26 protein-coding genes and 2 pseudogenes are annotated in these 24,243 nt (G+C 64.6%); 18 read left to right on the forward strand and 10 right to left on the reverse strand.

Annotated elements, in window-relative coordinates; all coding sequences use genetic code 11:
* Nucleotides 1–104 precede the first annotated feature (104 nt).
* The 3 genes from gcl to arr all read left to right on the forward strand — a co-directional run bounded on the left by gcl (nt 105) and on the right by arr (nt 3,460).
* Nucleotides 105–1,892, forward strand: a complete 1,788-nt coding sequence (gcl, locus tag HL666_RS17855; RefSeq protein WP_172182714.1) for a glyoxylate carboligase — start codon at nt 105–107, stop codon at nt 1,890–1,892.
* A gap of 34 nt (nt 1,893–1,926) precedes the next feature.
* Nucleotides 1,927–2,718: a hydroxypyruvate isomerase gene (gene hyi / locus HL666_RS17860; RefSeq protein WP_172182716.1), complete on the forward strand. Its 792-nt coding sequence runs from the start codon at nt 1,927–1,929 to the stop codon at nt 2,716–2,718.
* A gap of 328 nt (nt 2,719–3,046) precedes the next feature.
* Nucleotides 3,047–3,460, forward strand: coding sequence for an NAD(+)--rifampin ADP-ribosyltransferase (gene arr / locus HL666_RS17865; RefSeq protein ID WP_172182718.1), 414 nt, complete (start codon nt 3,047–3,049; stop codon nt 3,458–3,460).
* Between the two features lie 167 nt (nt 3,461–3,627).
* Here arr and HL666_RS17870 read toward each other — a convergent pair whose 3' ends face one another.
* The 4 genes and pseudogenes from HL666_RS17870 to HL666_RS17880 form a co-directional block, all read right to left on the reverse strand.
* On the reverse strand, nt 3,628–5,031 hold the full coding sequence (locus tag HL666_RS17870) for an ABC transporter substrate-binding protein (protein WP_172182720.1): 1,404 nt from the start codon (nt 5,029–5,031) through the stop codon (nt 3,628–3,630).
* A gap of 418 nt (nt 5,032–5,449) precedes the next feature.
* Nucleotides 5,450–5,638 (reverse strand): annotated as a pseudogene (locus HL666_RS34235) (carboxymuconolactone decarboxylase family protein); the annotation flags it as partial.
* A gap of 129 nt (nt 5,639–5,767) precedes the next feature.
* Nucleotides 5,768–6,538, reverse strand: coding sequence for an enoyl-CoA hydratase/isomerase family protein (locus HL666_RS17875; RefSeq protein WP_172114329.1), 771 nt, complete (start codon nt 6,536–6,538; stop codon nt 5,768–5,770).
* 95 nt (nt 6,539–6,633) lie between these two features.
* Nucleotides 6,634–7,530: a LysR family transcriptional regulator gene (locus HL666_RS17880; protein ID WP_172114422.1), complete on the reverse strand. Its 897-nt coding sequence runs from the start codon at nt 7,528–7,530 to the stop codon at nt 6,634–6,636.
* A gap of 127 nt (nt 7,531–7,657) precedes the next feature.
* Here HL666_RS17880 and HL666_RS17885 point away from each other — a divergent pair, with 127 nt between their 5' ends.
* From HL666_RS17885 to HL666_RS33995, 3 genes are all read left to right on the forward strand, one after another.
* Nucleotides 7,658–8,335 carry a peroxiredoxin-like family protein gene (locus HL666_RS17885; RefSeq protein ID WP_172114328.1) on the forward strand — a complete coding sequence of 226 codons (678 nt, stop codon included), beginning with the start codon at nt 7,658–7,660 and terminating at the stop codon, nt 8,333–8,335.
* Between the two features lie 34 nt (nt 8,336–8,369).
* Nucleotides 8,370–9,086, forward strand: coding sequence for an SDR family oxidoreductase (locus HL666_RS17890; protein WP_172182722.1), 717 nt, complete (start codon nt 8,370–8,372; stop codon nt 9,084–9,086).
* A 475-nt stretch (nt 9,087–9,561) separates the two neighbouring features.
* Nucleotides 9,562–9,708 (forward strand): hypothetical protein, encoded by a 147-nt coding sequence (locus tag HL666_RS33995; protein WP_210261951.1) that lies wholly within the window; start codon nt 9,562–9,564, stop codon nt 9,706–9,708.
* Between the two features lie 37 nt (nt 9,709–9,745).
* On the opposite strand, the gene HL666_RS17900 is transcribed toward HL666_RS33995, so the two are convergent.
* Nucleotides 9,746–10,201: a carboxymuconolactone decarboxylase family protein gene (locus HL666_RS17900; protein ID WP_172114326.1), complete on the reverse strand. Its 456-nt coding sequence runs from the start codon at nt 10,199–10,201 to the stop codon at nt 9,746–9,748.
* A 208-nt stretch (nt 10,202–10,409) separates the two neighbouring features.
* On the opposite strand from HL666_RS17900, the gene HL666_RS17905 reads away from it, so the two are divergent.
* From HL666_RS17905 to HL666_RS17925, 5 genes and pseudogenes are all read left to right on the forward strand, one after another.
* Nucleotides 10,410–11,309 carry a sigma-70 family RNA polymerase sigma factor gene (locus HL666_RS17905; RefSeq protein ID WP_246739351.1) on the forward strand — a complete coding sequence of 300 codons (900 nt, stop codon included), beginning with the start codon at nt 10,410–10,412 and terminating at the stop codon, nt 11,307–11,309.
* A gap of 170 nt (nt 11,310–11,479) precedes the next feature.
* Nucleotides 11,480–12,902 (forward strand): annotated as a pseudogene (locus HL666_RS17910) (IS1182 family transposase).
* Between the two features lie 294 nt (nt 12,903–13,196).
* Nucleotides 13,197–13,901, forward strand: coding sequence for a hypothetical protein (locus HL666_RS17915; RefSeq protein WP_246739367.1), 705 nt, complete (start codon nt 13,197–13,199; stop codon nt 13,899–13,901).
* A gap of 178 nt (nt 13,902–14,079) precedes the next feature.
* Nucleotides 14,080–14,472: a SecDF P1 head subdomain-containing protein gene (locus HL666_RS17920; RefSeq protein ID WP_172114802.1), complete on the forward strand. Its 393-nt coding sequence runs from the start codon at nt 14,080–14,082 to the stop codon at nt 14,470–14,472.
* A 225-nt stretch (nt 14,473–14,697) separates the two neighbouring features.
* Nucleotides 14,698–15,162 (forward strand): hypothetical protein, encoded by a 465-nt coding sequence (locus tag HL666_RS17925; RefSeq protein WP_172114804.1) that lies wholly within the window; start codon nt 14,698–14,700, stop codon nt 15,160–15,162.
* 245 nt (nt 15,163–15,407) lie between these two features.
* Here the strand turns inward: HL666_RS17925 and HL666_RS17930 are convergent, their stop codons facing one another.
* Nucleotides 15,408–15,872 carry a hypothetical protein gene (locus HL666_RS17930; RefSeq protein ID WP_172182724.1) on the reverse strand — a complete coding sequence of 155 codons (465 nt, stop codon included), beginning with the start codon at nt 15,870–15,872 and terminating at the stop codon, nt 15,408–15,410.
* 150 nt (nt 15,873–16,022) lie between these two features.
* Between HL666_RS17930 and HL666_RS17935 the strand changes: the two genes are divergently transcribed.
* Nucleotides 16,023–16,256 carry a hypothetical protein gene (locus HL666_RS17935; protein WP_172182726.1) on the forward strand — a complete coding sequence of 78 codons (234 nt, stop codon included), beginning with the start codon at nt 16,023–16,025 and terminating at the stop codon, nt 16,254–16,256.
* A gap of 580 nt (nt 16,257–16,836) precedes the next feature.
* Complete coding sequence (locus HL666_RS17940; protein WP_172114809.1) at nt 16,837–17,226, forward strand: DUF1236 domain-containing protein; 390 nt, start codon at nt 16,837–16,839, stop codon at nt 17,224–17,226.
* Nucleotides 17,227–17,280: 54 nt separating this feature from the next.
* On the opposite strand, the gene HL666_RS17945 is transcribed toward HL666_RS17940, so the two are convergent.
* The 3 genes from HL666_RS17945 to HL666_RS17955 all read right to left on the reverse strand — a co-directional run bounded on the left by HL666_RS17945 (nt 17,281) and on the right by HL666_RS17955 (nt 18,909).
* Complete coding sequence (locus HL666_RS17945; protein WP_172114811.1) at nt 17,281–17,634, reverse strand: VanZ family protein; 354 nt, start codon at nt 17,632–17,634, stop codon at nt 17,281–17,283.
* Nucleotides 17,635–17,752: 118 nt separating this feature from the next.
* Nucleotides 17,753–18,352, reverse strand: a complete 600-nt coding sequence (locus HL666_RS17950; protein WP_172114813.1) for a thiamine pyrophosphate-dependent enzyme — start codon at nt 18,350–18,352, stop codon at nt 17,753–17,755.
* Complete coding sequence (locus HL666_RS17955; protein WP_172182728.1) at nt 18,349–18,909, reverse strand: thiamine pyrophosphate-binding protein; 561 nt, start codon at nt 18,907–18,909, stop codon at nt 18,349–18,351. The genes HL666_RS17950 and HL666_RS17955 overlap by 4 nt, the downstream gene beginning before the upstream one ends.
* Nucleotides 18,910–19,052: 143 nt before the next feature.
* On the opposite strand from HL666_RS17955, the gene HL666_RS17960 reads away from it, so the two are divergent.
* The 5 genes from HL666_RS17960 to cobS all read left to right on the forward strand — a co-directional run bounded on the left by HL666_RS17960 (nt 19,053) and on the right by cobS (nt 23,194).
* Entirely contained in the window at nt 19,053–20,102 is a 1,050-nt protein-coding gene (locus HL666_RS17960; RefSeq protein WP_172182730.1) for a hydroxyacid dehydrogenase, read from the forward strand.
* A 432-nt stretch (nt 20,103–20,534) separates the two neighbouring features.
* The gene (locus HL666_RS17965; RefSeq protein WP_009027829.1) at nt 20,535–20,747 is read left to right on the forward strand and encodes a hypothetical protein; all 213 of its coding nucleotides are present in this window, start codon (nt 20,535–20,537) and stop codon (nt 20,745–20,747) included.
* Nucleotides 20,748–20,829: 82 nt separating this feature from the next.
* Nucleotides 20,830–21,885: a nicotinate-nucleotide--dimethylbenzimidazole phosphoribosyltransferase gene (cobT, locus tag HL666_RS17970; RefSeq protein ID WP_311975863.1), complete on the forward strand. Its 1,056-nt coding sequence runs from the start codon at nt 20,830–20,832 to the stop codon at nt 21,883–21,885.
* Complete coding sequence (locus tag HL666_RS17975; RefSeq protein ID WP_172182734.1) at nt 21,885–22,478, forward strand: histidine phosphatase family protein; 594 nt, start codon at nt 21,885–21,887, stop codon at nt 22,476–22,478. The genes cobT and HL666_RS17975 overlap by 1 nt, the downstream gene beginning before the upstream one ends.
* Nucleotides 22,475–23,194 (forward strand): adenosylcobinamide-GDP ribazoletransferase, encoded by a 720-nt coding sequence (gene cobS, locus HL666_RS17980; protein ID WP_172182736.1) that lies wholly within the window; start codon nt 22,475–22,477, stop codon nt 23,192–23,194. The genes HL666_RS17975 and cobS overlap by 4 nt, the downstream gene beginning before the upstream one ends.
* Here cobS and cobD read toward each other — a convergent pair.
* Entirely contained in the window at nt 23,191–24,225 is a 1,035-nt protein-coding gene (cobD, locus tag HL666_RS17985; protein WP_172182738.1) for a threonine-phosphate decarboxylase CobD, read from the reverse strand. The genes cobS and cobD overlap by 4 nt on opposite strands.
* Nucleotides 24,226–24,243: the final 18 nt, after the last annotated feature.

Here is a 24,243-nt window from a genome sequence, read left to right on the forward strand (position 1 = left end):
GGTGTTTTGCCGAGCGTGCCGCATCGTGGGAAAAATCGACGACTGAATTGAGATCGACGCTCTCAGCAGCGATCCTCGCGCATCAACCAGACGGGAGACGCGAGATGGCGAAGATGCGGGCGATCGATGCTGCGGTGCGGATCTTGGAGAAGGAGGGCGTCACCTGCGCCTTCGGCGTTCCCGGTGCGGCCATCAATCCGCTCTATTCCGCGCTGCAACGACGCGGCTCGATCCGCCACATTCTCGCCCGCCACGTCGAGGGCGCCTCGCACATGGCCGAGGGCTACACCCGCGCCAAGGCCGGCAATATCGGCGTGTGCATCGGCACGTCGGGCCCGGCCGGCACCGACATGATCACCGGGCTGTATTCGGCGATCGCGGATTCGATTCCGATCCTCTGCATCACCGGCCAGGCGCCGCGCGCCCGGCTGTACAAGGAGGATTTCCAGGCCGTCGACATCGAGCAGATCGCAAAGCCCGTGACGAAATGGGCGGTGACGGTGCGCGAGCCGGGCCTGGTGCCGCGCGTGTTCAGCCAGGCGTTCCACATCATGCGCTCGGGCCGCCCGGGCCCAGTGCTGATCGACCTGCCGCTCGACGTGCAACTCGCCGAGATCGAGTTCGACGACGAGACCTACACGCCGCTGCCGGTGTACAAGCCCGCGGCGAGCCGCAAGCAGATCGAGAAGGCGCTGGAGATGCTCAATGCCGCCGAGCGGCCGCTGATCGTTGCCGGCGGCGGCATCATCAACGCCGATGCCAGCGATCTGCTCGTCACCTTCGCCGAGATCGTCAACGTGCCGGTCGTGCCGACCCTGATGGGGTGGGGCGCCATTCCCGACGATCACGTGCTGATGGCCGGCATGGTCGGTCTGCAGACCAGCCACCGCTACGGCAACGCCAATTTCCTAGAGTCCGATTTCGTCCTCGGCATCGGCAACCGCTGGGCCAACCGCCACACCGGCTCCTTGGAGACCTACACCAAGGGCCGGACTTTCGTGCATGTCGACATCGAGCCGACCCAGATCGGCCGCGTCTTCAATCCCGATCTCGGCATCGTCTCCGATGCCAAGGCCGCGCTCGAGCTGTTCATCACCGTCGCGCGCGAATGGCGCAAGGCCGGCAGACTGCGCGAGCGGCAGGCGTGGCCGGCGGCCTGCCAGGACCGCAAGCGCACGATGCTCCGGCGAAGCGATTTCGACCAGGTGCCGATCAAGCCGCAGCGCGTCTATCACGAGATGAACAAGGCGTTCGGCCGCGACACCTGTTATGTCAGCGTCATCGGCCTGTCGCAGATCGGCGGCGCACAGTTCCTCAGCGTCAACCATCCGCGCCACTGGATCAATGCGGGGCAGGCGGGCCCGCTCGGCTGGACCCTGCCGGCCGCGCTCGGCGTCCGCGCCGCCGATCCCAAGCGCGAGATCGTCGCGCTGTCCGGCGACTACGACTTCCAGTTCCTGATCGAGGAGCTCGCGGTCGGCGCCCAGTTCAATCTGCCTTACATCCACGTCGTCGTGAACAACGCCTATCTCGGCCTGATCCGCCAGGCGCAGCGCGGCTTCTCGATGGACTATCAGGTCCAGCTGTCGTTCGAGAACATCAATGCGCCGGAGGTCGGCGGCTACGGCGTCGACCACGTCGCGGTCGCGCAAGGGCTCGGCTGCAAGGCGATCCGCGTCACCGATCCGCGCGACGCGCAGGCGGCGTTCGCCACCGCGCGCGAATGGATGGCGGAGTATCAGGTGCCGGTCGTCGTCGAGTTCGTGCTCGAACGCGTCACCAACATCGCGATGGGGACGGAGATCGACAACGTCATGGAGTTCGAGGAGGTGCTCGATCTGCCGGTGGACGAGACCCCGGCCGAGCCGCAACGCACATTGCTGCCGGCTTGATCTCAGCACACCCCCGATCATCGAGGACCACGACATGCCGCGCTTTGCCGCCAATCTCACCATGCTCTTCAACGAGCTGCCGTTCATCGATCGCTTCGCCGCCGCCAAGGCGGCCGGCTTCAGCGGGGTCGAGTATCTGTTTCCCTACGACTTCGACAAGGCGGAGCTGCGCGAGCAGCTCGCGCGCCATGGCCTGACCCAGGTGCTGCACAATCTGCCCGCCGGCAACTGGGCCGCCGGCGAGCGCGGCATCGCCATCCTGCCCGACCGCGTCGACGACTTCCGCGACGGCGTCCGCCGCGCCATCGAGTATGCCAAGGCGCTCGACTGCCGCCAGCTCAACTGCCTCGTCGGCATCGCGCCCGACGACGCCGATGCGCGCGAGCTCAACCAGGTGCTGGTCCGCAACCTGCGCTTCGCCGCGACCGCGCTGAGAGCGCAGGGGATCAAGCTCTTGATCGAGCCGATCAACACGCTCGACATCCCCGGCTTCTTCTTGAGCCGCACCGCCCAGGCGCTGCAGCTGATCTCCGAGGTCGAGTCCGACAATCTGTTCGTGCAGTACGACATCTACCACATGCAGATCATGGAGGGCGATCTCGCCCGCACCATGCAGAAGCACCTCGCCCGCATCGCCCACATCCAGCTCGCCGACAATCCCGGCCGCCACGAGCCGGGAACGGGCGAGATCAACTACCCCTTCCTGTTCCGCCATCTCGACGCCATCGGCTATGCGGGCTGGGTGGGCTGCGAGTACAAGCCGCGGGCAGCGACGACGGATGGGCTGGGCTGGCTGATGGACGGTACGCTCACCCCGGCGAGCTGAGCTGAACAAGGGGCCATGCGGCCCGGATGATCGCGCAACACCACGTCAGGCGATTGCGCCGGCACCGAACCGCGCTCCCTCGTCATTCCGGGGCAGCCGCGCAGCGGCTGAGCCGGGAATCCATAGCCACGAACGGCAGATGCAGGACGAGGTGAGGCCACGCGCAGCGCGCGTCATCGCAGACAGGCGTGGCTATGGATTCCGGGCTCGCGCTGGCGCGCGCCCCGGAATGACGGCGGGAGAGCACTTTCGGCTGACGAAACAGTCATTTGCATTCGGCACCGCTCCCGGACAGATGAAGAGCACTGGAAGCCACGCTAGGTCCTCGATGTCGTCTGCCGCAACCGTGTTTGCCCAATCCTTCTTCCACGGAACACGCGCCGATCTGCGGCCGGGCGACCTGATCGCCGTTGGATATCCGTCCAACTTCACCGAGGCGGAGCCGCTGTCCTGGGTCTACTTCACGGCGACGCTGGATGCGGCGATCTGGGGCGCCGAGCTGGCTGCCGGTGACGGACGGGGACGGATCTACGTCGTCGAGCCGACCGGTCCGTTCGTCGACGACCCGAACCTGACGGACAAGAAGTTCCCGGGCAATCCGACGCGGTCTCATCGATCCCGCGCGCCGCTGCGCGTCATTGCCGAGGTCGTCCTGTGGCAGGGGCACGCGCCGGAGGCGGTGAGGCAGATGAAGGAGGGCGTTGCGCGCGCGATGACCGAAGGGCCGGGCATCATCGACTGAACGGCGCGGCGGCATCGCAATGGCGTCGACCGTTGCGCCCGATGGCTGATTGCGGACGCTGCGACGCGCTCGCCACGCCGGCGTCCGCCGTCCAGAACATCGAAAAAGTCTGGTGGCGGGGTTCGAACGCGTGTCGACGCACGAATTTTCGTCCTCATGAGCCGAGCCTATCGCCGAGAGGCGATGGTCGGACCCGTCGTCCATGATTGATCGGGGGCGCCGCTCGCCAGCGTCGCTCGCCGTTCGGCGACGGCATGGTTGAAGAGTTCGAGGACCAGGCCGAATGCCGCCAGGTCCTCCTGTTCGATGGCGCCATCGTCATAGTCCTTGAGGGTCTCGGCGATGATCCCGTCGACCTCCCGCTGCCAGGTCAGAAGATCGTTTTCCGAGCCGGCATTGCGCACCTCCGACACCGCGGCCAGAACGCGGTTGCGGCCGCTGGTGTCGTCCTCCGGTTCATCCCGGTTCAGATAGCGGCGCAGCCATTCGGCGGCCGAACCGATGCCGGACAGGACGAGCAACGCGAACCAGAAGTAGTCGCTGTATTTGTCCAGGAAGGTTCGCTCGGTGCCGTTGATCACCGCCGCGGCGCCGCGATGCACGGACGGCTCGGTCTCCTTCTCGGTGTCGGGCTTCATGATGTGCGACGCGCCGGCGAGGCCTTGCGTGATCGTGTCGCGGACCGCGAAAAGCTGCCGGTAGAACGCCGCCGCCTTGGCTTCGGACAGTTCCTTCTTCGCTAGGATCAAATGATTGACGCTGATCGTGTCGACCTTGTCCTCCGGCCAGGCCGGCTTCGCGCTGAAGACGCTGGCTGGAATCTCCTCGGCCTCGTAGCGCGGATGCTTCAGGGCAATGGCCTCCGATGCGTCGATCGGAAGAAACGTCGGAGCTCCGCGTGCCCGGGAGGTCGCGGTGATCGCGTCCACCGTGATCTTGCTGTCGAGCGGACCGACGGCGAGATACGCATCGAGGGTGGGGTCTTGCGCAAGCTTCTCGATCTCGTCCGTCCCGAATTGAGCCGTGGCAACCTTATCGGGTGGCACGCCGGACCCCTCCAGAATGGCCTGGAGCACCGCGACGTTTGCTCCGGTCCGGCCGATGATGCCGACCTTGCGACCCGCCAGATGGGCGATATCGGCGATCTTGCCGCTGCCCTTCGGCTTGGATTCGCTGCCGCGTCGTCCGGAGGGCGACCACAGCACGACATAGTTCTTGCGCAGGACGGCCAATGTCTGCGCATCGGGGGGCATGCCGAGGTCGCCGCGGCCGACCGCCAGATCGGTCTTGTCGGCGGCGAGCAGGGCCAGGGATTCCGCCGCTCCCCCCGTCGTGATCGGGGACAGCCGGACGGTCCTGCTTTCCTCACTGAATGCGTCGGCCATCGCCTGGACCACCTTGTGGTCGTCGCTCCCTGCCGGCCCGACGGCGATCCGGAGAGTCTCGGGCTGCAACACGTAGACCAGGCCGGCCGCAGCTGCGCCAAAGGCCACAAATCCCAAGGCCAGCACGATCAGCAGCCTTCGTTGGCGGCGATCGTGAGCGCTCCTGACCACATCGGACGATGACATCAGCGGACCCTCTGAGAACAATGCGTGTTGGCACCAAACGCGCTGGAACTTGGGCGAACCGGTGTCCCCCCGGGATGTTCCGCCGCGGCTGGCGAGAGTTGATGAAAGCAAGCCTTGCTGGGTCGCTTTGGATCAAAAGTGGCCTTGAGGCACTCCGCCGCCTACTTTCGATCGGGCCCGAGAGCGGACATTCTCAGCGCCACTCCGCAAGTCCGGACGAGCCAGAAGCGGTCTATGGGCTTCGGTTCCGAGCGGCCTCGCAGCGGAAACTGGTGCCGTCTGCGTAGCCGGGTGCGCGGTGTGGACTGAAGGATTGGGACAATGTCGCGCAGCCCGGCGCTTACAGCCATGGGTTGGATCCTGAATGGTTGAATCGGAACCCCGCTAGGGCCATCGGTGACGAGGGAAAGAAGGGATCAGACCTGGCTTTGACCGGGAGACGAAAGGGCGCCGCCAGCCGGTTGAACGCGTTCATAGCCGCAATCGTGATCGTGGAGTCCACGAGATCCTTTGGCCCGAAAGCCGCGCTTGCGTCCGCATAGGCCTCGTCGGAGGCGTGCGTCTCGCTGACGAACGTGACTCCCTCCGCCCAAGCGAGGACAGCGCGGCAAACACTGAAGCGGTCGCGCTTCCCTATCTCGCTTGCACAAGCCGTGCGGAACGGACGCCCGGCAATCACTCATCCTGACCGAGCGTCCGTCAACTGCTCACCGACTTAACCGGCGTGGTTGCCGTTTCAGCTTTGTGCGGCCATGCTGCGAGCAACGGCAGCGGCGCTGATCCCTTCGAGAGCAAGCCCGTACGCGCTCCCCTCATCGATGAGACGACGGAGCTGCTGGGTGAGTGCAATGCGTGTATACCGGCCGGTAAGCGGCGGCAGCGCGGCGATCCCATCGGCAATTTCGTGAGCACGTATGAGCAGGCGGTCGGCGGGAACGATCTCGTTGACCGCGCCATAGTCCTTGGCCGTTTGAGCGTCGAGCACCTGCCGCGTCAGCAGGAAGTACCGGCCGCGGATCGATCCGATCACATGCGGCCACAGGATATGTACGCCGTCACCCGGTACGATGCCGAACTCGAAATGCGGCTTGTCTTGAAACACGGTCTGAGGAGTCGCGAGCACGATGTCGGTCAGCAGCGCATATTCACTATGCAGCAGCACCGGCCCATTCAAGGCAGTGATCATCGGCACCTCGATGTCGAGGATGTTCGAAAGCACCTTGCGGCCCTCGCGCAGGATCTTGTCGTAACCCTGGGGGGTGAAGAAGTCGAAGCCCTCGGGATTGATTGCGTCCATGAAGGCATCACCTGTGCCGGTGAGGATCACCGCACGATTGTCGCGATCCTCGCCGATATGGTGAAACAAGTCGACGAACTGCTCGTGCGTATGACCGTTGAAGACGAGCTTGCCGCCATTGGTATGTAGCGCGACTTCCAACACGCCATTGTCCTTGCGCGTCAGGCGGGCGTTCGGAAAGGCGTCGCGGTAGGTCTTGAAATTGGCCATGATACTGATCCTTGATCTCGGGCCGTCGGGGAGCGGCGTCACGATCAGTTACGCGGTTGCTGGCCCGAACGGAGCGTGGCTCGGGGTGATATGCCTTATGCCCCTCGGGAATAGGCTCTCGCCATCACCCCTTCCACGAAGCTTGCGAACTCGCGCGCTTTGGCGCTGGCCATGCGACCTGCAGGAAACACCGCCCAAAGGTCGAGCGGCGGCAGCGTCCAGTCTTGTAGCACCCGGCGCACGGCGCCGCTCGCCAGTTCAGGGGCGAACATCCAGTCCGACGCGATGGTCAGCCCCATGTCGGCAAGCACCGCGGCGCGCAGGCCCTCGGCCGCGCTCACCCGGACGCGGCCGCGCACGGACACGGAGGCTTCTGCGCCGTCGCGGGTGAATGACCACACATTGGGAAGCTGGCTGTAGATCACGGCCTCATGTCCAGCGAGGTCAGCCGGGCCATGCGGCTCGCCCGCCCGTTCGAGATAGGCGGGTGTTGCCAGCACCGAACGGCCGCCGGTTGCCAGCTTGCGAGCGACCGCAGAAGAATCGGATAACTCCCCCATGCGAAGCGACACGTCGATCCCTTCGACGACCAGGTCGATGATGCGGTCGTCGAGGATCACGTCGATCTCGAGTCCGGGATGCTGGGCCAGAAAGCGCGGCAGCATCGGTACGATATGTAACCGGGCGAATGTCGTCGCTGCCGACACGCGGAGGCAACCGGACAGGCCCGCGCCCGCCCCGCGCGCTGCAAGCTCGGCTTCATCGGCTTCCTGGATGGCCGCCCTGGCCCGCTCATAGAAGCGCTGCCCGGCCTCGGTCGGCGTCAGTCCGTGCGTGGAGCGGATCAGCAGGCTGACCTGCAGGCGGCCCTCCAGCTGTGCGATCGTCTTCGACACCGCAGGTTGGCCGACATTGAGATGGCGAGCGGCGGCCGAGAAGGAGCCGGTCTCCACCACCCGCACGAAGGTCGCCATCGCTTGATATCTGTCCACCGTCATTCCTCTCAGGAATGAGCGTTATCGCCGGGAGACGGCTGCCTTGTCGAGCGGCAGAGGCGCATAGGTCCGTCACGGCACCGTTCGCACCACGCCATCCCCTAGCATCCTCAAGGAGCAGATCATGAGCCTCCAGGCCAAGCTCGACGCTTTCAAAGCCGAGTTCCAAGCCGGCAAACCGCCCTACAATGTGCCCCCCGCCGTCATCGAGACGATGCGACGTGCAACGTCCGAGCTGATCGCCAGTGGCGCCGCCAGCCACGCGCGCAAGGCGGGCGACAAAGCACCCGCTTTCACGTTGAACGACCCCGACGGCCAGCCGGTGTCCTCGGCGGACCTGCTCGCCCGGGGACCGCTGGTGCTGAGTTTCTATCGCGGCGTCTGGTGTCCCTATTGCAACATGGAGCTGCAGGCGCTGCAGGCCGCTTTGCCGGAGTTTCAGAAGCTCGACGCAACGCTCATTGCGATCTCGCCGCAGACCGCAGCGAACAGCCGCAAATCGGTGCGTCAGAACGCGCTGGGCTTCCCGATCCTGTCGGACCCCCGCAACGACGTGGCGGCGGCGTTCGGGCTTCGTTTCGCGCTGCCCGACTATCTCGTCGACCTCTACAAGAGCCTCAAGAATGACCTGCCGAGCTTCAATGGCGACCCGAGTTGGACGCTGCCGATGCCGGCCCGCTACGTGATCGGACCGGACGCAACGATCCTCTATGCCGAGGTCAACCCGGACTACACGAAGCGTCCCGAGCCGGAGGATATGCTGCCCGCGCTTCGTCGTCGTGCGGCGGCCATCGCCTCGTGACCTGCCCCCGTTGAAAACCGTTGCGGAGTGTTCCATGTCTCGCACGTTCCTCATCACAGGCGCCAGCAAGGGCATTGGCCTGGCGCTCGCCCGTCGCCTGATCCGTGACGGCCACGCGGTCGTCGGCCTCGCGCGCCACGCCACGCCGGACTTCCCAGGCACGCTCGTCTCCGTCGATCTCGCCGACGCCGGCGCGACCGAAGCCGTGCTCGCGGAGCTCTCGACGCGCTTCCGCTTCGATGGCGTGGTCAACAATGTCGGCCTGGTCCGCCCGCAACGACTCGGCGCCCTCGAGTTGCAGGCGTTCGACGACGTGATGCGTGTCAACCTGCATCCGGCGCTCCAGGCAGTGCAGGCTCTGCTTCCGGGCATGACGGAGCGCGGCTGGGGACGGATCGTCAACATTTCCAGCCTGACGGTGCTCGGTTCGGTCGAACGCACCGCCTATGCTGCGGCGAAAGCAGCACTGGTGAGCTTCAGCCGGAGTTGGGCGCTCGAACTTGCCAGCACCGGGATATCCGTCAATGCGGTCTCGCCGGGACCGACCGAGACGGAGCTGTTCCGTGCCAACAATCCGCCCGGGAGCGACGGCGAGCGCCGCTACCTCGCGGGCGTCCCGATGGGACGATTCGGCCAACCGGATGAGATCGCCGCAGCGATCGCTTTCCTGCTGTCCGACGAGGCGGCCTTCATCACCGGCCAGACCATCCACGTCGATGGTGGTGCCTCGATCGGCAAAGCGGCGTTCTAGTCTTCAACCTGTCCTAAGGAGATCATGATGGTGCAACAAACTGCCCTTGTCCTGGGTGCCTCGCGTGGGCTCGGCTTTGCACTCGTCGAGGAATGGCTGACTCGCGGTGGCACGTGATTGCCGCCGTTCGAAGCCATCACGTGAGCTCGACAAGTTCGGAAGCCGCTTCTCCGGCAGGCTCGAGAGGTTGAGACGGTCCGCGCGCTCCGGAAGCGGCTCGGTGGACGACGTCTCGACGTTCTGTTCGTCAACGCGGGATTGCGCGCGCCGTCCCCGAAAGCCCGCTCAGCGCAGCGAGACGGACTTCCTCGACATGATGCTCACAAATGCATTCTCGCCGGTGCGCGCAGCGGAGTTGCTGCAGGATCCAGTCCCGCCAGGCGGCACAATCGCGATCATGAGTTCCGAGCTCGGAAGCATCGAGAACGCCACGGGTTCCTGACAACTCTATTCCTCCAGCAAAGCGGCCCTCAACATGCTGATGAAGGGCTATGCGGCCAAGCATCCGAGCGATGGACATGCGCTGCTGCTGGTCGCCTCCCGGCTGGGTGCGAACCGAGATGGGCGGCGGCTCCTTTCGATCGATGAGAGCATACCGCTCGTCGTCGACATGGATTGCTGACCAGGGAGTGCGCCAGGATGAAGAGGGAAGAAGCGGATCAGGCCTCTGCCTTGACCGGGAGCCGAAAGGGCGCCCCCAGCCGATTGAAGGCGTTCATTGCAGCAATCGTGATGGTGAGGTCGACGAGATCCTTAGGCGCGAACACCGCGCTTGCGGCTGCATAGGCCTCGTCGGAGGCGTGCGTCTCGCTGACGAGAGTGACTTCCTCCGCCCACGCGAGCGCAGCTCGGTACTTGTCGGGAAAGAGGCGCGGTACTTCGGCCCAGACCGGAACGAGGGCGACCTTTTCGATTGGCATCGTGGCCAGGAGGTCCCGGGTGTGCAGATCGATGCAGTGCGCGCAGCCGTTTATCTGCGAAACTCGTAGGAAGACGAGGTGGATCAATTCGCGGGGCAGGTCGGTTCCCGTGGTGATGTAATGATGGATAGCGAAGAGGGCCTTCGCACCCTGCGGCGCCACCTCGTTCCAGACCAATCGCTTGTTCTCGCTCATGACGTGTCTCAATGTTCGGAACGCCGGAAATCGACATTCGGAACCATGACGGGCCAAGCATTCCGGGTGTGACATGCCCAATCAACATTTCCATTCGAAGCGGCCGATGTCACATCCGGGCTCGTCCAATCGTCTTCTCCTCGCGCCTTGATGCGCGAGCGATGGAAAAGCGGATATGACCTGCGAGGAAGCGGGGCGGATGAAGGCGATGAACGATCAGCGGACCACCGAGTTCGAAGCGGAGCGAAGACGCCTGACACGCCTGGCCTATCGGATGATGGGCTCGCTCACGGAGGCGGAGGACGTCGTTCAGGACGCATGGCTGCGGTGGGTGGGGGTGGAGGGTGGCGTCGATTCGCCTCCCGCCTATCTGACCCGCATCGTCACACGCCTGTGCATCGACCGACGCCGCTCCGCGCGGGCGCGCCGGGAAACCTACGTCGGACCCTGGCTGCCAGATCCTCTCGTGGGTTTGGTGGAACCGGACGAGACGGTCGCCGACGACGTCACGGTCACGTTGATGCTGGCCCTTGAGCGTTTGTCGCCTCTGGAGCGGGCCGCTTTCCTTCTCCACGACGTCTTTGACGTGCCGCTGACCGAAGTGGCCATCACCCTCGACCGCGAGCCGGCCGCGGTTCGTCAGCTCGCGGCGCGCGCCCGCAAGCACGTGCAGGCCGCTCGTCCCCGCTTTGACGTCGAACCCGCGGATGCGGATCGGATCACCCGTGCCTTCTTCGCCGCGGCACGCGACGGGGACGTGGCGGCGCTTTCGGCCCTGCTGGCAAGGGATGTCGAGATCCATACCGATGGCGGCGGCAAGGTCCGTGCCTTTCGCAACGTCATTTGGGGCGTCGAGCGGGCCCTGCGCCTTTTTGCCGGGCAGCGCCGCAAACATGTCGTGCTGCCGACGCTGCTTCGTGTCGTCACCATCGACGGCCTGCCAGGCTACGTCAGCCTCGATGCAGGGGGCATGCTTCAGACAACCGCGCTCGACATTCGCGAGGACGGGATCACCGCGATCTACATCGTCAAAAACCCGGACAAGCTGTCTCACTTGGCGGCAGAAATGGACTTTTCAAAAGGCGTTTCGCCGATCCGACCAGCTTGATGAATTGCCTCAGTGACTGCGGCAACGCGGAGAATCATTCGATAGGCTGCACACATGGCTCGCTCACGGTCGAACGTCCGCTACGGGCCGATGCTGTCGAAAAAAGGCTTGAGAGCCTCGGCGAACACTGATTCCTTCATCTGATCGAGCTTCGGTGACGGAGAACGGTGATGATGGGACGGCGGAAGCGGGATCAGGGCAGCCTGTTCTATGAGTTTCGCTTGGAGGATCGTATCCCCGAGAACCATCTGCTCAGGCGGATGAACGCGTTCGTCGCCGTGGCACTCGCCGATCTACACAAGGAGCTTGAGCCGCACTATTCCGAGATCGGGCGACCGTCGATTGATCCCGAACTCATGATCCGGATGCTGCTCGTGGGGTACTGCTACGGCATCCGCTCAGAGCGCCGGCTTTGCCAGGAAGTGGAACTGCATCTCGCCTACCGCTGGTTCTGCCAGCTCGATCTCGATGACGCTCTCCCGCATCACTCGACATTTTCGGTCAACCGGCTCGGCCGCTTTCGCGAGAGCGACGTGCTGCGCCACATCTTCGAGCGTGTCGTCTGGTCGGCGATGGCGACCGGGCTGGTAAAGGGCGAAGGCTTCGCGGTCGATGCCAGCGTGCTGGAGGCCAACGCCAGTCGCTACCACGGCAAGCCGCCGGCCGAACTCGACTGGACCGACGCACAACGTCAGCGGCGCGCCGTTGCTGAGTATCTTGCTTCGATCGAAGCTGCCGCGCAGCCCACCGAGGCGGCGGATGGCGCCGACGACACCGACAATGATCCTGAGACGCCGCGGCACCGGCGCAGCGAACGCAAGGCGCCGAAGGTGATCTCGCTGTCCGATCCATCTTCTGCGTGGACGGCAAAAGCCAACAAGCGCGTCCAGTTCGGCTATGGTCTAAATTACCTGATCGACGTCGAACATGCGGTCATCGTCGACGTGGAAGCAACGCCAGCGCGGACCTACGACGAAGTCGTCGCGACCAAGACGATGATCGATCGCACAGCGCGATGCTTCGATCTGAAGCCGAAGCGACTGATCGCCGATACAGCCTATGGCACAGGCAAGTTCCTCGGTTGGCTCGTCAAGGAGAAACAGATCACGCCGCACATCCCCGTGTGGGATAAAAGTAAACGCGAAGATGGCACCTTCTCGCGTGCAGACTTCAAATGGGATAGCCGCGCCAATGTGTATGTCTGTCCCAGTGGGAAGGTGCTTCGCACCACCGGCAAAGTTCACGATGGAACGATGCTACGGTTCCGCGCCAGCAAACACGATTGCTCCATCTGTCCTGAAGGCGCAGTGTTGCCCAAACATGCCCGCCCGGCAGATCCCGCGCGATCTCCACGAAGACGCCCGAGATGTCGCGCGCCGGAAAATGACGACGAAAGCGTTCCTCAAATCACGCGACGAGCGCAAGCGGGTCGAGATGCGGTTCGCACATTTGAAGACCCACCATGGGTTCGAGCGGTTGCGCCTGAGAGGTCTGTCCGGCGCCCGCGACGAATTCCATCTCGCCGCCATCGTGCAGAACCTGAAGACAATGGCGCTGAAGCTGCTCAAGCCGCCAGAGCCGGCGCGGGTATGAGTTGTATGCGTGTGAGCAATTATGCGCCAGCGTCGCAGCCAGCGATCGGCCGGCGCAGCGGATACTCGATCCATAAATGGCCTCGCCGTCGAACCAGACCAGGAGAAGCAGTCCCGCGCGGCGAAAAAGACTTTTTCGACAGCATCGGCCACCAGCAGACATTCACAGTCTCTTAAGCCCGTAAGGACCAGCGCCGATTGGGCGTATTCACAAGATAGTGCCACTTTGATACTCCTCGCGGCATTGAGCAACTCCATAGGGATCTGACTTCGTTCTCTGCCTGCGGGTGCAAATGTGGTTCAGAAGAAAGTCGCCCCTCGTCTTTTTGTGATATTTGCGTGTGAAGCACATGAAGCCGTCATCTTCCGTCGGGGTCCGTCGGACTGGTTTCATATCGTTCGCTGGGACACCAAGAACGATACGTTCCATCCGGGCGCCTGGCTAAAAGGACGCATCTATCCTGAGAAATGCGATTTGTCGCCTGACGGCAAATTGCTTCTGTCGTTCATCCATCAAGGACGCAAACTGAAAACTGACTACAGGTCGGCGTGGAGCGCTATCAGCCGGAGTCCCTGGCTTCATGCTCTTGGGCTGTGGCCCCAGGGTACGACGTATGGCGGAGGCGGACGCTTTACAGACGATCGAAGCGCCGTCCTCAGATTTTATCCGGTAGCAGCACATCCAGATCACCCGGGAGCTGGGCTCAATGTCAGCTTCATTGCCTTCGACACGAGTTTTGAGAGAAAATACGATCTTGCTCCCTTACATCAGTCGACCCAGGAAATTGAGGGAGCTGAGTGGACCGGTCGAGATCAACGCGGCAGATTAATCTACGCGGCTGATGGCAAGCTCATCTGCGCGGCTACAAAGACACGGGAAGCGATCTGCCTCGCCGACTTCAACAATCTCGTTCCGGACCCGCAACCGCCCCCTTTCTCCGCAACTGTGCCGCTCGGAGCGAAAAAGCTTCAGCGACGTGTCGAACGTAAACAAAGATAGCAGCATCATCTGGACTTGAGATTGTATATCAACGCGGATGGATTCTCTTTTCTCTTTTGGTAGACGGCGCAACCCAGTAGCTCGTTCGCCAATATCCGCTCTGGGGTCAGTAGGCGACTTGGGTGCTCTCGTCTACAATGACGCTGACGTTAAATCCGGTTGAGCTTGGAGCCGGTCCATGATGTTGCTGAGATGCCGCTCGCTACTGATTGTGGTCACCAGCCTTTTGTTTATGTCAGGATGCATTGCGGGTGACCACGTGGTTGTGCTCACCGGCGCGACAGTAGGTCGCGACGAGAGAACAGGAAGGCCAATCCTGAACCTGATCTTTGCGGAGAAATCCAAGGAAACATTACGCATTATTAGCAACAGCAATCTTGGTCGGCCGCTCGAGATTCGTGTTGCGGGACGTACGTTTCTGACCCCGGTACTTCGAGAGCCAATAGGAGGTGCGACTTGGCAGATCAGTGACCGCGATTGGACCGATCAAGAAGTGAATGGTCTGGCGGAGCAACTTAACAATGCTCCAAAAGGCGAGATCGAGTTTCGAACGGCGCAACCACCGAAGTAGTCTGTTTCGGGTCAAGGGCGGCTGTAAGCTGCAGTCGGACGGCACAGCCGGACTTCCCCCAGCTCCGGAAGTGCCCCGTGCGGCCCAGCACTTGCGTTCCGGGCCGGAAGCGGAAGGTGCAGGTAGACGAACTCGTTAATGGTCTGCAAACCTGTTCTGAGCAAGCGGGCAATACGGGAAACTAGCGTATGCTATGGTGATGAGCATATGAGTGGAGCTCCCAGCGTGAAAGTCCGAGCGCAGGCGGTCATCGTTACTTATCTAACGATCTGGACCACCGCTGTGGCCTCGCTGGCCATTCTTATGATCCGGCCTCTCTATCCCGAGCTTTTTACGTCCGTGGTGCGCATCGAGCGCGACCTGATGAATGCGCTTCCGGGATTTGCTCCGTTCATCGTCGCCCCAGTCGCATTTGGCGAAGCAATGAGCGCTATAAGAAAGCGGAATGCCATCGACGTAGGCATGCTAGTACGTTATTTTATTGGCGCTCCCGTTTGCATCTACTTCACGCTTCTCATCATTGTTTCCCTTATCACCGTAATCTTCGCTCCTATTACGTTTTTGCTGGGTTTGATCTATGGCACCATTCCTCTTTTGGTTGGAATAGCCATTCACTGTTTGGGAATGGTGCCATTGTTCTTCTTGGACAGATGGCTGCAATCGCCAGCACGGGTGAGCAAGTCGGCTTAGGGTCCGAAGCAGATATGGCAGCTTCACGAGGTGAGCCCGTAATATCGCCGATAAAACGCAAGCTGCCGTTGAGGCGTAAAGCCGTCAAAATCACCGGCGCGCTTACAGTCCTCAAGCAATTCAAGAAGCGGCTCGGCTTCAGGGTCGGTACTTGAACCCAAGAAACTCTTGGGTGGCCTCGAGCCCGGCCGCTGCGGGGCCACCTCGTCATGGCGACCCGGCGCAACACCATCCGTTGGCCTTGGCTACCGTGGCTGGCCGCGTCCACCTTCGACATCGGTGGCGCAGGACCGATACAGCGCCTGGAGTTGCCGGCCGCGAAGGTAGATCGCGCGCGCGGTCATGCCGCCGTGCCGCGTAATCCATTGCCTGACCGCGGGTGGGTAACGATCATAGAGCATCTGCGTGGCTTCAGGGTTGGGAATAGCCTTCCCGTCGGGCCCAGGATTGTCGGCGACCCTGAAGCCGAAGACGGCTCTCGGGGTCACGCAGATGCTGTCGTGGGGAATGTACGCCAGCACGAGCGTGCAGGCGCCGGCGCAGACGCCGTCGATGATGACGGACGCGCCGAAGTCGCGCAAAAGTTTGAACCTGTCGACATAGTTTCCGATCCGTCCGCCCTGATCAAAAACGATGCGCACGGCAGCATCACTCGGTTGCATGCTCCCAAGCATGAACGCCACGACCAGCGTCACCTTCACCAGCTTCATCTGTCCATCATCCGATCGACCGAACTCCATCGCCTTGCACCATAACGGCTGCCGGTTCCGCTTTGGTCAAGAGCTGTCTGCCGACCATTCCACGATTTGCTTCGATGCGGCCTTCAGCGCGGATGTCGCCGGCATCGAGCGGGAAGGCGCGTGACGGGGCAGAAGCGATCAGAAGGACAAGGGCTGCGCTCGTCGGGCAAATCAGTCCGCGCACTTTGCGCGCAAATGGTTGAAATGCGCGCCGCCGTGGCTAAGACACGCCGCATCGGACGAATCGAATTCGTCCACGAAATCAAGCTGATCTCGCGCACATCGCCGCGCAGCCGAGAAATCGCTTTCCATTTTTCAGAAATCATGCATGATGTGCGCATCCTGCCTCGATGAGAGGGACGTTGCGCGCGATCGTCACGACACGTGGGGCAGGGATGCGGTGGCCGTGAGATGTCGCAGCATGTGCTTACGTGCATGTGGACGAACGATGCATCACGGACGTGAAGTCGTGTGGTCCTGGCCTCCCGGTGCCGAGGTCAAGCGCGCGACGAGAGCTCATGCTCTCGTGCGAGCGACGGGGTCAATCAGCCGGTCCCCGAGGAGAGCGCGAAGGAAGCGTTAAAACCGCCGCGCAGGGAATGCCGGTTGATCGGCTTTGCCTGTGGTACCTGCCGCCTGCATTTTTTTCAGCAGGCGGGCCATGGGTGAGGCCTTCACCCGGCATTCCCTGCGCCCTCTCGATGTCATCGAAGGGCGATCGATCGCAGGACTCGGGCGTGATCCGCCGCGAGATCGCGAACCTGCGCCGCTGTTTGAAACGTGGATAGACCTCGAGCGACCCTTGTCATGTCCAGGTGCCGAGCTTCGGTTTCCGTTCCCGGGGGAATGATGAAGTTTCGGCCATTTGGAACCGGAACCGCGGGCGTTCTCTCGGTGTTGAGCGGGCACCTTGAACGCACTGGAGGAGAGAATGATGAGAACCCGTCTTGCCGTTTCGCTGATCGCCACCTCGCTGCTGGCGTCGACCGCCGCGTTCGCCCAGTCCACCACCGTCGAAGGCGCCGCCAATGGCGCGGCCGCGGGCGGTGCCGTCGCCGGTCCGGTCGGTGCCATGGTCGGTGGCACGGTCGGTGCGGCCGTCGGCGCAGCCGTCGAGATTCCGAACGCGGTGATCACCTCGATCGAGGGCGAGCGCGCGCCGTCGGTCGTGGTGCGTGAGCGCGTCGTGGTCGGCGAGCCGCTGCCCGACACGGTCGAGCTGCGCCCCGTGCCGCGCTACACCGAGTATCGCTATGCGGTCGTCAACGATCGTCGCGTGATCGTCGATCCGCGCACCCGTCGCGTGATCAAGATCATCGAGTGATCTGACGTCTCCGAATGCGGAGGGCCCCGCTGCATCAGCGGGGCCTTCCGTGCATCAAGTGGTCTGCGGACGGATCTGGCGAGCCAGCCAATCCAGTGCGGCGGCCAGACCGAAGCCTGCGCAGGCCGCAGCGGCGTCGACGATGAAATCTTCCAGCCGTGCGTGGCGCCCGGGCGCCAGGAACTGCGCCAGCTCGAGTGCGCCGATCAGGGCCACCGCGATTGCCGTCGTCAGCAAGCGGTGGCTGCGATAGGCGAGGCCGAAAGCAAGGCCGATCAGGACGAAGGCGAGCGCATGCTCGCCATCCTGTCCGAGATGGGAGTGCGGCCGGTAGTTCGGCGGGCCAAGCGTGGCAAAGGCAACGGCCGCGGCGAGCAGCCAGGCAGAGAGTCGGAATACGAGTTTCATGCATCCTGCTTAGCATGATCCGGGCCAGAAGCCGGGCTCACGGCTGCTCGAGCCGCTGGTGTAGTTAATGGCGCTGAAGCCCGCGCCGTCCGATTGTACCGCGGGCTTCGACCGCCCGTCAGATCGGCTGCCGCACGCCGAGGCCCTGCATGAACCGCTCGCGGATCTGCGCCGGATCGCGTTTGGTGGCCCCGACGCCCGGTCTGTCGTCGATCCGCGCCGCAATCAGCATCGGCCCTGGCGTCGCGAGCGCGACGTCGACCAGGCGTTCGAAATCCTCCTCGTCCACGGCCCAATGGCTGGCCGCAATGCCGCAGCCGGCGGCGATCGCGACGATGTCGGCCTGCCGGGCCGGCGTCGGCTGGCATCCGGTGATCTGATAGATGCCGTTGTCCATGACGATGATGGCCAAATTTGATGGCGCCAGCGTCGCAATCGTGGTCAGACAGCCGAGCTGCATCAGCAGCGAACCGTCGCCTTCGATCGCGAACACCCGGCGCGGCGGCTGCGCCAGTGCGACGCCGAGCGCGATCGGGCAGGCCAGCCCCATGCTGCCGAGCATGTAGAAATTCTGCGGCCGCTGGCCTGCCGCCCACAGGTCGAAATTGGTGTTGCCGATGCCGCCGATCACGGCTTCCCCATGCGTCAGCCTGCCGACCAGCCGGCAGGTGAGATCGGTGCGGTTCATGACCTTGGTATTGCGCAGCGGCGCGCTCATGCGAACACCTTCCCGCCTGTGAGCAAAGGCGACAGGATCAGCGCCACCGGCGCCTGCGTCGCAACCGCCTGCTTGATCGAGCGGTCGACGATGAATTCGAGCTCGTCGAGGCGCGTCATGGTGTGATGCTCCATCGCCAGCGCATCGAGCACCGGCCGCATCGTCCGGCACACCAGTGACTGGCCGACATTGAACTCGCCGAGCGTGCCGCGTTCCGACACGAACATGATCAGCGGAATCTGGCTGGGCACGACCAGCGAGGCCAGCACGTTTGCCAACGTCGCGAAGCCCGAGGTCTGCATCAGCAGCGCGCCGCGCCGGCCGCCCATCCAGGCGCCGGCGAGAATGCCGACCGCTTCCTCCTCGCGCGCCGTGGCGAAGGTCGTGAAGAACGGGTCGGCATGCAGGCCGGCGATCAGCGGGGTCAGGACGCGGTCGGGAACGTAGGGGACGAGGTTCACCTCGTTGCGCTTGAGCGTGGCCTGCACGATCTCGTGCCAGTGCGGCAAGTCCGGTGATATGCCCGGTGATCGCGCCGCATCGGCATCGGCGGCCATGGTTCGTCCTCCCGCGCCTCCGTCCCGAGGCATTGCGTTGAGCTTGACGTGGTCCGGACGATTGTCAACATGCCGCCCCGGCCGGTCAGGCATCTGCCTTGCGCGTCCGAATCAAGAAACGAGAACCAGGAGGTCGCCCGCTCATGGCCGCAAACTCGAAGCGCGTCTTCTACGTCAAATATCTCGCGCACCCGATCTTCAGCGAGCTGCTCGCGGCCCGCCCCGACGTCCGGCTCGACCGGCTGGAAAACGAGGGCGCCGAGGCCGAGACCGCGCCGATCCTCGCGGCCGCCCACGCCTATCAGATCGGTGCGGCCCGCGACGAGCTTGCCCCGCGCTTCCATGTCGATGCCGACCTGCTGCGCCGCGCGCCAAATCTCCTGATCGTCTCCAGCAACGGCGCGGGCTACGATCCCGTCGACGTCGAGGCCTGCACCCAGGCCGGCGTCCTGGTCGTGAACCAGTCCGGCGGCAACGCCCATTCGGTCGCCGAGCACACGCTCGGCATGATGCTGACCTTGTCGAAACGCATCATCCAGTCCGACCGGAGGCTGCGCCGGGAGCGCGACGTCAACCGCAACGACCTGATCGGCCACGAGGTGCAGGGCCGCACGGTCGGCATCGTCGGGCTCGGCAATGTCGGCCGCCGCGTCGCCGAGCTATGCCGGGGCATTCTCGGCATGACAGTGCTGGCCTACGACCCCTATCTCTCGGCCGAGGAGATCGCCGCGCGCGGGGCGGAGAAGGTGGAGCTGCACGATCTGATGCGGCGCTCCGACTTCGTCTCGGTCAATTGTCCGCTGACGCGGGAAAGCCGGGGCATGATCGGTGCGGCCGAGTTCGCGCTGATGCAGCCGAATGCCTATTTCGTCACCACCGCGCGCGGCTTCATCCATGACGAGGAGGCGCTGCTCGCGGCGCTCACCGAGAGGCGGATCGCCGGGGCCGGGCTCGACGTCTGGGCCAAGGAGCCGCCGCCGCCGGAGCATCCGCTGCTGCTGCTCGACAACGTCCTGGCGAGCCCCCACACGGCCGGCGTGACCCGGGAGGCGCGGCAGAACATGGGCCGCATCGCCGCCGAGCAGCTGCTCGCCGCGCTCGACGGGAGCCGGCCGCCGCGGCTGATCAACCCGGAGGCTTGGCCGCGCTACAGCGCCCGGTTCCGCGAGGCGTTCGGGGTGAGCCCGGGCTGAGGGGGGCGAGGGCCGCATTCGGGGGGAAGATTTCATGCGTCCCAAGCTGCAATGCAGCAACAAATCTTCTCTCCGGAGCGGCTTCGACGACGCAGACATTGCTATTTTCCCGCCGGTCTCGACAGCCCGACGGTGCCCCATCATTTTCCGAGGTGCGCCATGAGCTTGAGCACCGCCTTTCGCTCGGCGCCGAAGGGAAATGGATCCAATGCGCCAGTTGCACGCGATCTTGAAGTCGACCCCTCGTCGGGTGCGGCGTGCCGTCTCGACCTTCGTGGCGATCGCCGCCGCGAGCCTGCCCTCCGTCGGCGCCTGAGCGACGGTTCCATTGCTGCATCAAATATTTGCGTCGGCCGCTTGATATCGGTCAACAGCCCGACCGCAAGCGCGGTAACATCTCCCTCAAGCACTGCTTGAGAGGCGGGAGGTTGTATGTCGCGCTATGTCATCCATTTCATGAAGGACGTGCTGGGCGAGAACGGCCGGCAGTGCGAGATCTGCCAGAGCACGCTGGAGGTTGAGGCCGACAGCGAAGGCGAAGCGGCAGAGATCGCCAAACAGGAATTCTGCAAGACGCAGAACCTGCGCGATTGGTCGCTGCATGCCGACCGGATGCAGGTCAAGGCGGCCGACTTCCCGTCCTGATGCAGCACGCCGGCAGCGCTTGTCATCGGCATGGTGCGATGGCAATCGTGGCGCCCGTCGTTCCCCTCACGAAAGATCTTGCGTGCTTCCTGAATGGACCAGCCTCGATTGTGCGCCCCCGTCCGAGACTCATCGGCAGGCGGCTCTCGAACGTCAGGCGCAGTTGACCAAGCCGCTCGGTGCCCTCGGCCGGCTAGAGCAGGTGGCGGTCGAGATCGCGGCGCTCCAGGCTTCCGAGCGGCCTTCGGCCGACCGGGTCCCGGTGGTGCTGTTCGCAGGCGATCACGGCATAGCGGCGCAGGGTGTCTCGGCCTATCCGCCCGAAGTCACCGTCCAGATGCTGCATAATTTCGCAGCCGGCGGTGCGGCGATCTCGGTGCTGGCACGCGGCCTCGGTTGTCCGCTCGAGGTGGTCGATGTCGGCACGCTGGCGAGCGCGCCGGTGCCGGGCGTCCTGGTCGACAAGCCGCGCCGCGGCACGCGTGATTTCAGCGTCGAGGCGGCCCTGGCGCCTGCGGAGGTCGCGTTCGCGGTCGAGGCTGGACGGCGCGCCGTGGCGCGGCAGGCGGACCATGCGCCGCAGCTCGTGATCTTCGGCGAAATGGGGATCGGCAATACGACATCTGCGGCCGCAATCGCCGCCGCGCTGTTGCGTTGCGCGCCGGCCGAGATCGTCGGCAGCGGCACGGGTCTCGATGCCGACGGGCGGGCTCGAAAGGCCGCGATCATCGCCGCCGCCTTGGCGCGGCATGGGCTGACATCAGGCGCGGGCGTTGCCGACATTCTCGCCGCGGTCGGTGGTCTGGAGATCATCGCGATCGCCGGCGCGATCATCGCGGCCGCGCAGCGCCGCTGGCCGGTGCTGGTCGACGGCTTCATCGTCTCGGTCGCGGCGCTCGTGGCCGTCAGGCTCAATTCCTCCTGCCGTTCCTGGCTGCTGTTCTCGCACCGCTCGGCCGAGCGCGGCCATGCCCTGGTGCTCGAAGCGCTCGGCGCGCATCCTCTGATCGATCTGGACCTGCGGCTGGGCGAAGCTTCGGGGGCCGCCACTGCGCTCCCCATCCTCCGCCTGGCCTGCGCGCTTCACAACGGCATGGCGACCTTTGCGGAGGCTGCCGTCTCCGGCCGCGGGTCCTGATGCGGATCGATCTCCTGCGGCACGGCACGACCGGTCGCGACGGTCATCTCGACGGCCGCACCGATCCGCCGCTCAGCGAACTCGGCTGGGATCAATTCCGGCGGCAGACGCAAAGCCGCATCTGGCGGCGCGTCGTGAGCTCGCCATTGATGCGCGCGCATGCGGCGGCGGCGGAGTTCGCGCGGCAAACCGGCTGTGCGCTGGCCATCGATCCCGACTGGAGCGAACTCGACTTCGGCCGATGGGATGGGCGCACGCGCGCCGACATCGCGGGGGAGGCCGGCGGAGCTGCCTTGCTGGATGCCTTCTACTCCGATGCTGCGGTTCCCGCGCCCGACGGCGAGAGCTGGGCCGACCTGCAGGCCCGGATTGCGCGAGCGTTGGATCGCATTCTCTCCAGCCCGGAGGCCGCGCCGGCTCTGGTCGTCAGCCATGGCGGTGCCATTCGCGCCGCGCTGGCGCATCTGCTCGGCTGGCGGCTGCGCCAGCTGTGGAGCCTGCGCATTCGTCCGGGGACGCGCATCGCGGTCGAAGCCGGACGGGCGGAGAGTGGCACGTCCTGGGGCGAAATCATCGAGATCATCCAGCCATGAGCACACGTGAATTCTGGATCGCGCTGCAATTCCTGACGCGGCTGCCGACGCCGCGCGTCGCGGAGGCGCGTGCGGATGATCTCGCGCGAGCCTCGGTCTGGTTCCCGGCCGCGGGACTGGTCATCGGCGTATGTCTGGCGGTCGTGGCCCGGCTTCTGCACGGCGCCGACCCTTGGATCGTCGCGCTCGCCGTTCTGGTCGCCTGGATCTGGATCACCGGCGCGCTTCACCTCGATGGTCTCGGCGACGTCGCCGATGCCTTCGGTGCCGCGCATGGCAAGCCCGAGCGCTTCATTGCCGTGCTCGGCGATCCCCATGCCGGCAGCTTCGCCGTCGTTGCCATCGCCCTGCAGATCGCAGCCAAGCTGGTGCTGATCGCCGAGCTGGCGACCGGACCGACCGCCTGGGCGCTCGTGCTGATCCCGGCCTGGGCGCGTCTGGGGACCTTGGTCTGCAACAAGACGCTGCTGTCGCTGAAGCCGGGTCTGGGCGCGAGCATCTCCAACAGCGTCGGCTGGAACGTGATCGTCGGCTGGGGCGGCGTGCTCGCGCTCGGCGCACTGGCCGGCGCACCTCCGACGCTGATCGCCATCATCCTCATTCCGGCGGTCGCCTTCTATTGGCAATGGCGGCTCGGCGGCATCACCGGCGATTGTCATGGCGCCAGCATCGAGGTCACGGAGACGCTGCTGCTTGCGGCCTGCGTGCTGGGCTAGGACGAACTGCCGAGCGCCTGCGCCAGCCGCTCCCAGTCGCCCTCATGGCTTGGCAGGCCGAAGCGTAGCCAGGTCGGCTGAGCCGGAAAGCGTCGGACATGAATGCCGTGGCGGGCGAGCCGGTCGGCGATCCCGGCCGCGATCGGCGATGCGATCAGGCGGAACAGGGGCGTGATGCCGATGACGGCGCAACCGGCGTTCTCCAGCAGCGCCTCGATGCGCTGGCCATCCCGGGCGAGGCGCGCGCCTGTCTGCGCGAGCCAGGCGTCATCGGCCAACGCGGCCGTTCCCACCGCGAGCGCCGGCCCCGATACCGCCCAGGGTCCGAGTTCCCCGCGGAGGCGCGTTGCAATGTCCGCCGAGCTGATCGCAAATCCCAGCCGCACGCCGGCGAGGCCATAGACCTTGCCGAATGAGCGCAGCACGATCGTCGCCGGCGGCAGGTCGGCCGCAAGGCTCGCATTGGCGGGATACAGATCGACGAACGCTTCATCGACGATCAACAGACCGTCGCGCCGGCGCTGTGCTGCGGCCAGCCGGACCAGGACGTCGCGCGGCAGCAGGCGGCCGGTTGGATTGTTCGGGTTCACCACGACGGCGATGTCGGCGTGGGCGAGCGCGTCGGCGTCGTCGACCAGATGCACTTGATGGCCGCAGCGCCGCCAGCACAGCGCGTGCTCCTCATAGGTTGGCGCGAGCACCGCGACGGTCGATCGCGGCCGCAGCCGCGGCAGACTCTGCAGCAGCGCCTGGGTGCCTGGCGCGGCGACGATCGTGTCCCGGGAGGCCACGCGATAGCGCGCCGCCGCCGCGGTGAGCAGGATGCGCTCCTCGGACTTGGCCGGCAATCGCTGCCAGGCGGAGGGCGGGATTTCCGGGACCGGGTAGGGCACTGCATTGATGCCGGTCGACAGATCGATCCACGGCTGCGGCGCATCCGGGTAACGACCGCTGACCGCGTGGAGATCGCCGCCGTGAAGGATTGCTTCCGGCGTTTCCGATCGCGTGCTAGTCGCTCTGTCGTCGTTCATGTCTGTCCTTCAGCGGAG

Origin of the sequence: Bradyrhizobium aeschynomenes (assembly GCF_013178945.1) — a bacterium.
In the GTDB taxonomy this organism is placed as follows: Bacteria; Pseudomonadota; Alphaproteobacteria; order Rhizobiales; family Xanthobacteraceae; genus Bradyrhizobium; species Bradyrhizobium aeschynomenes.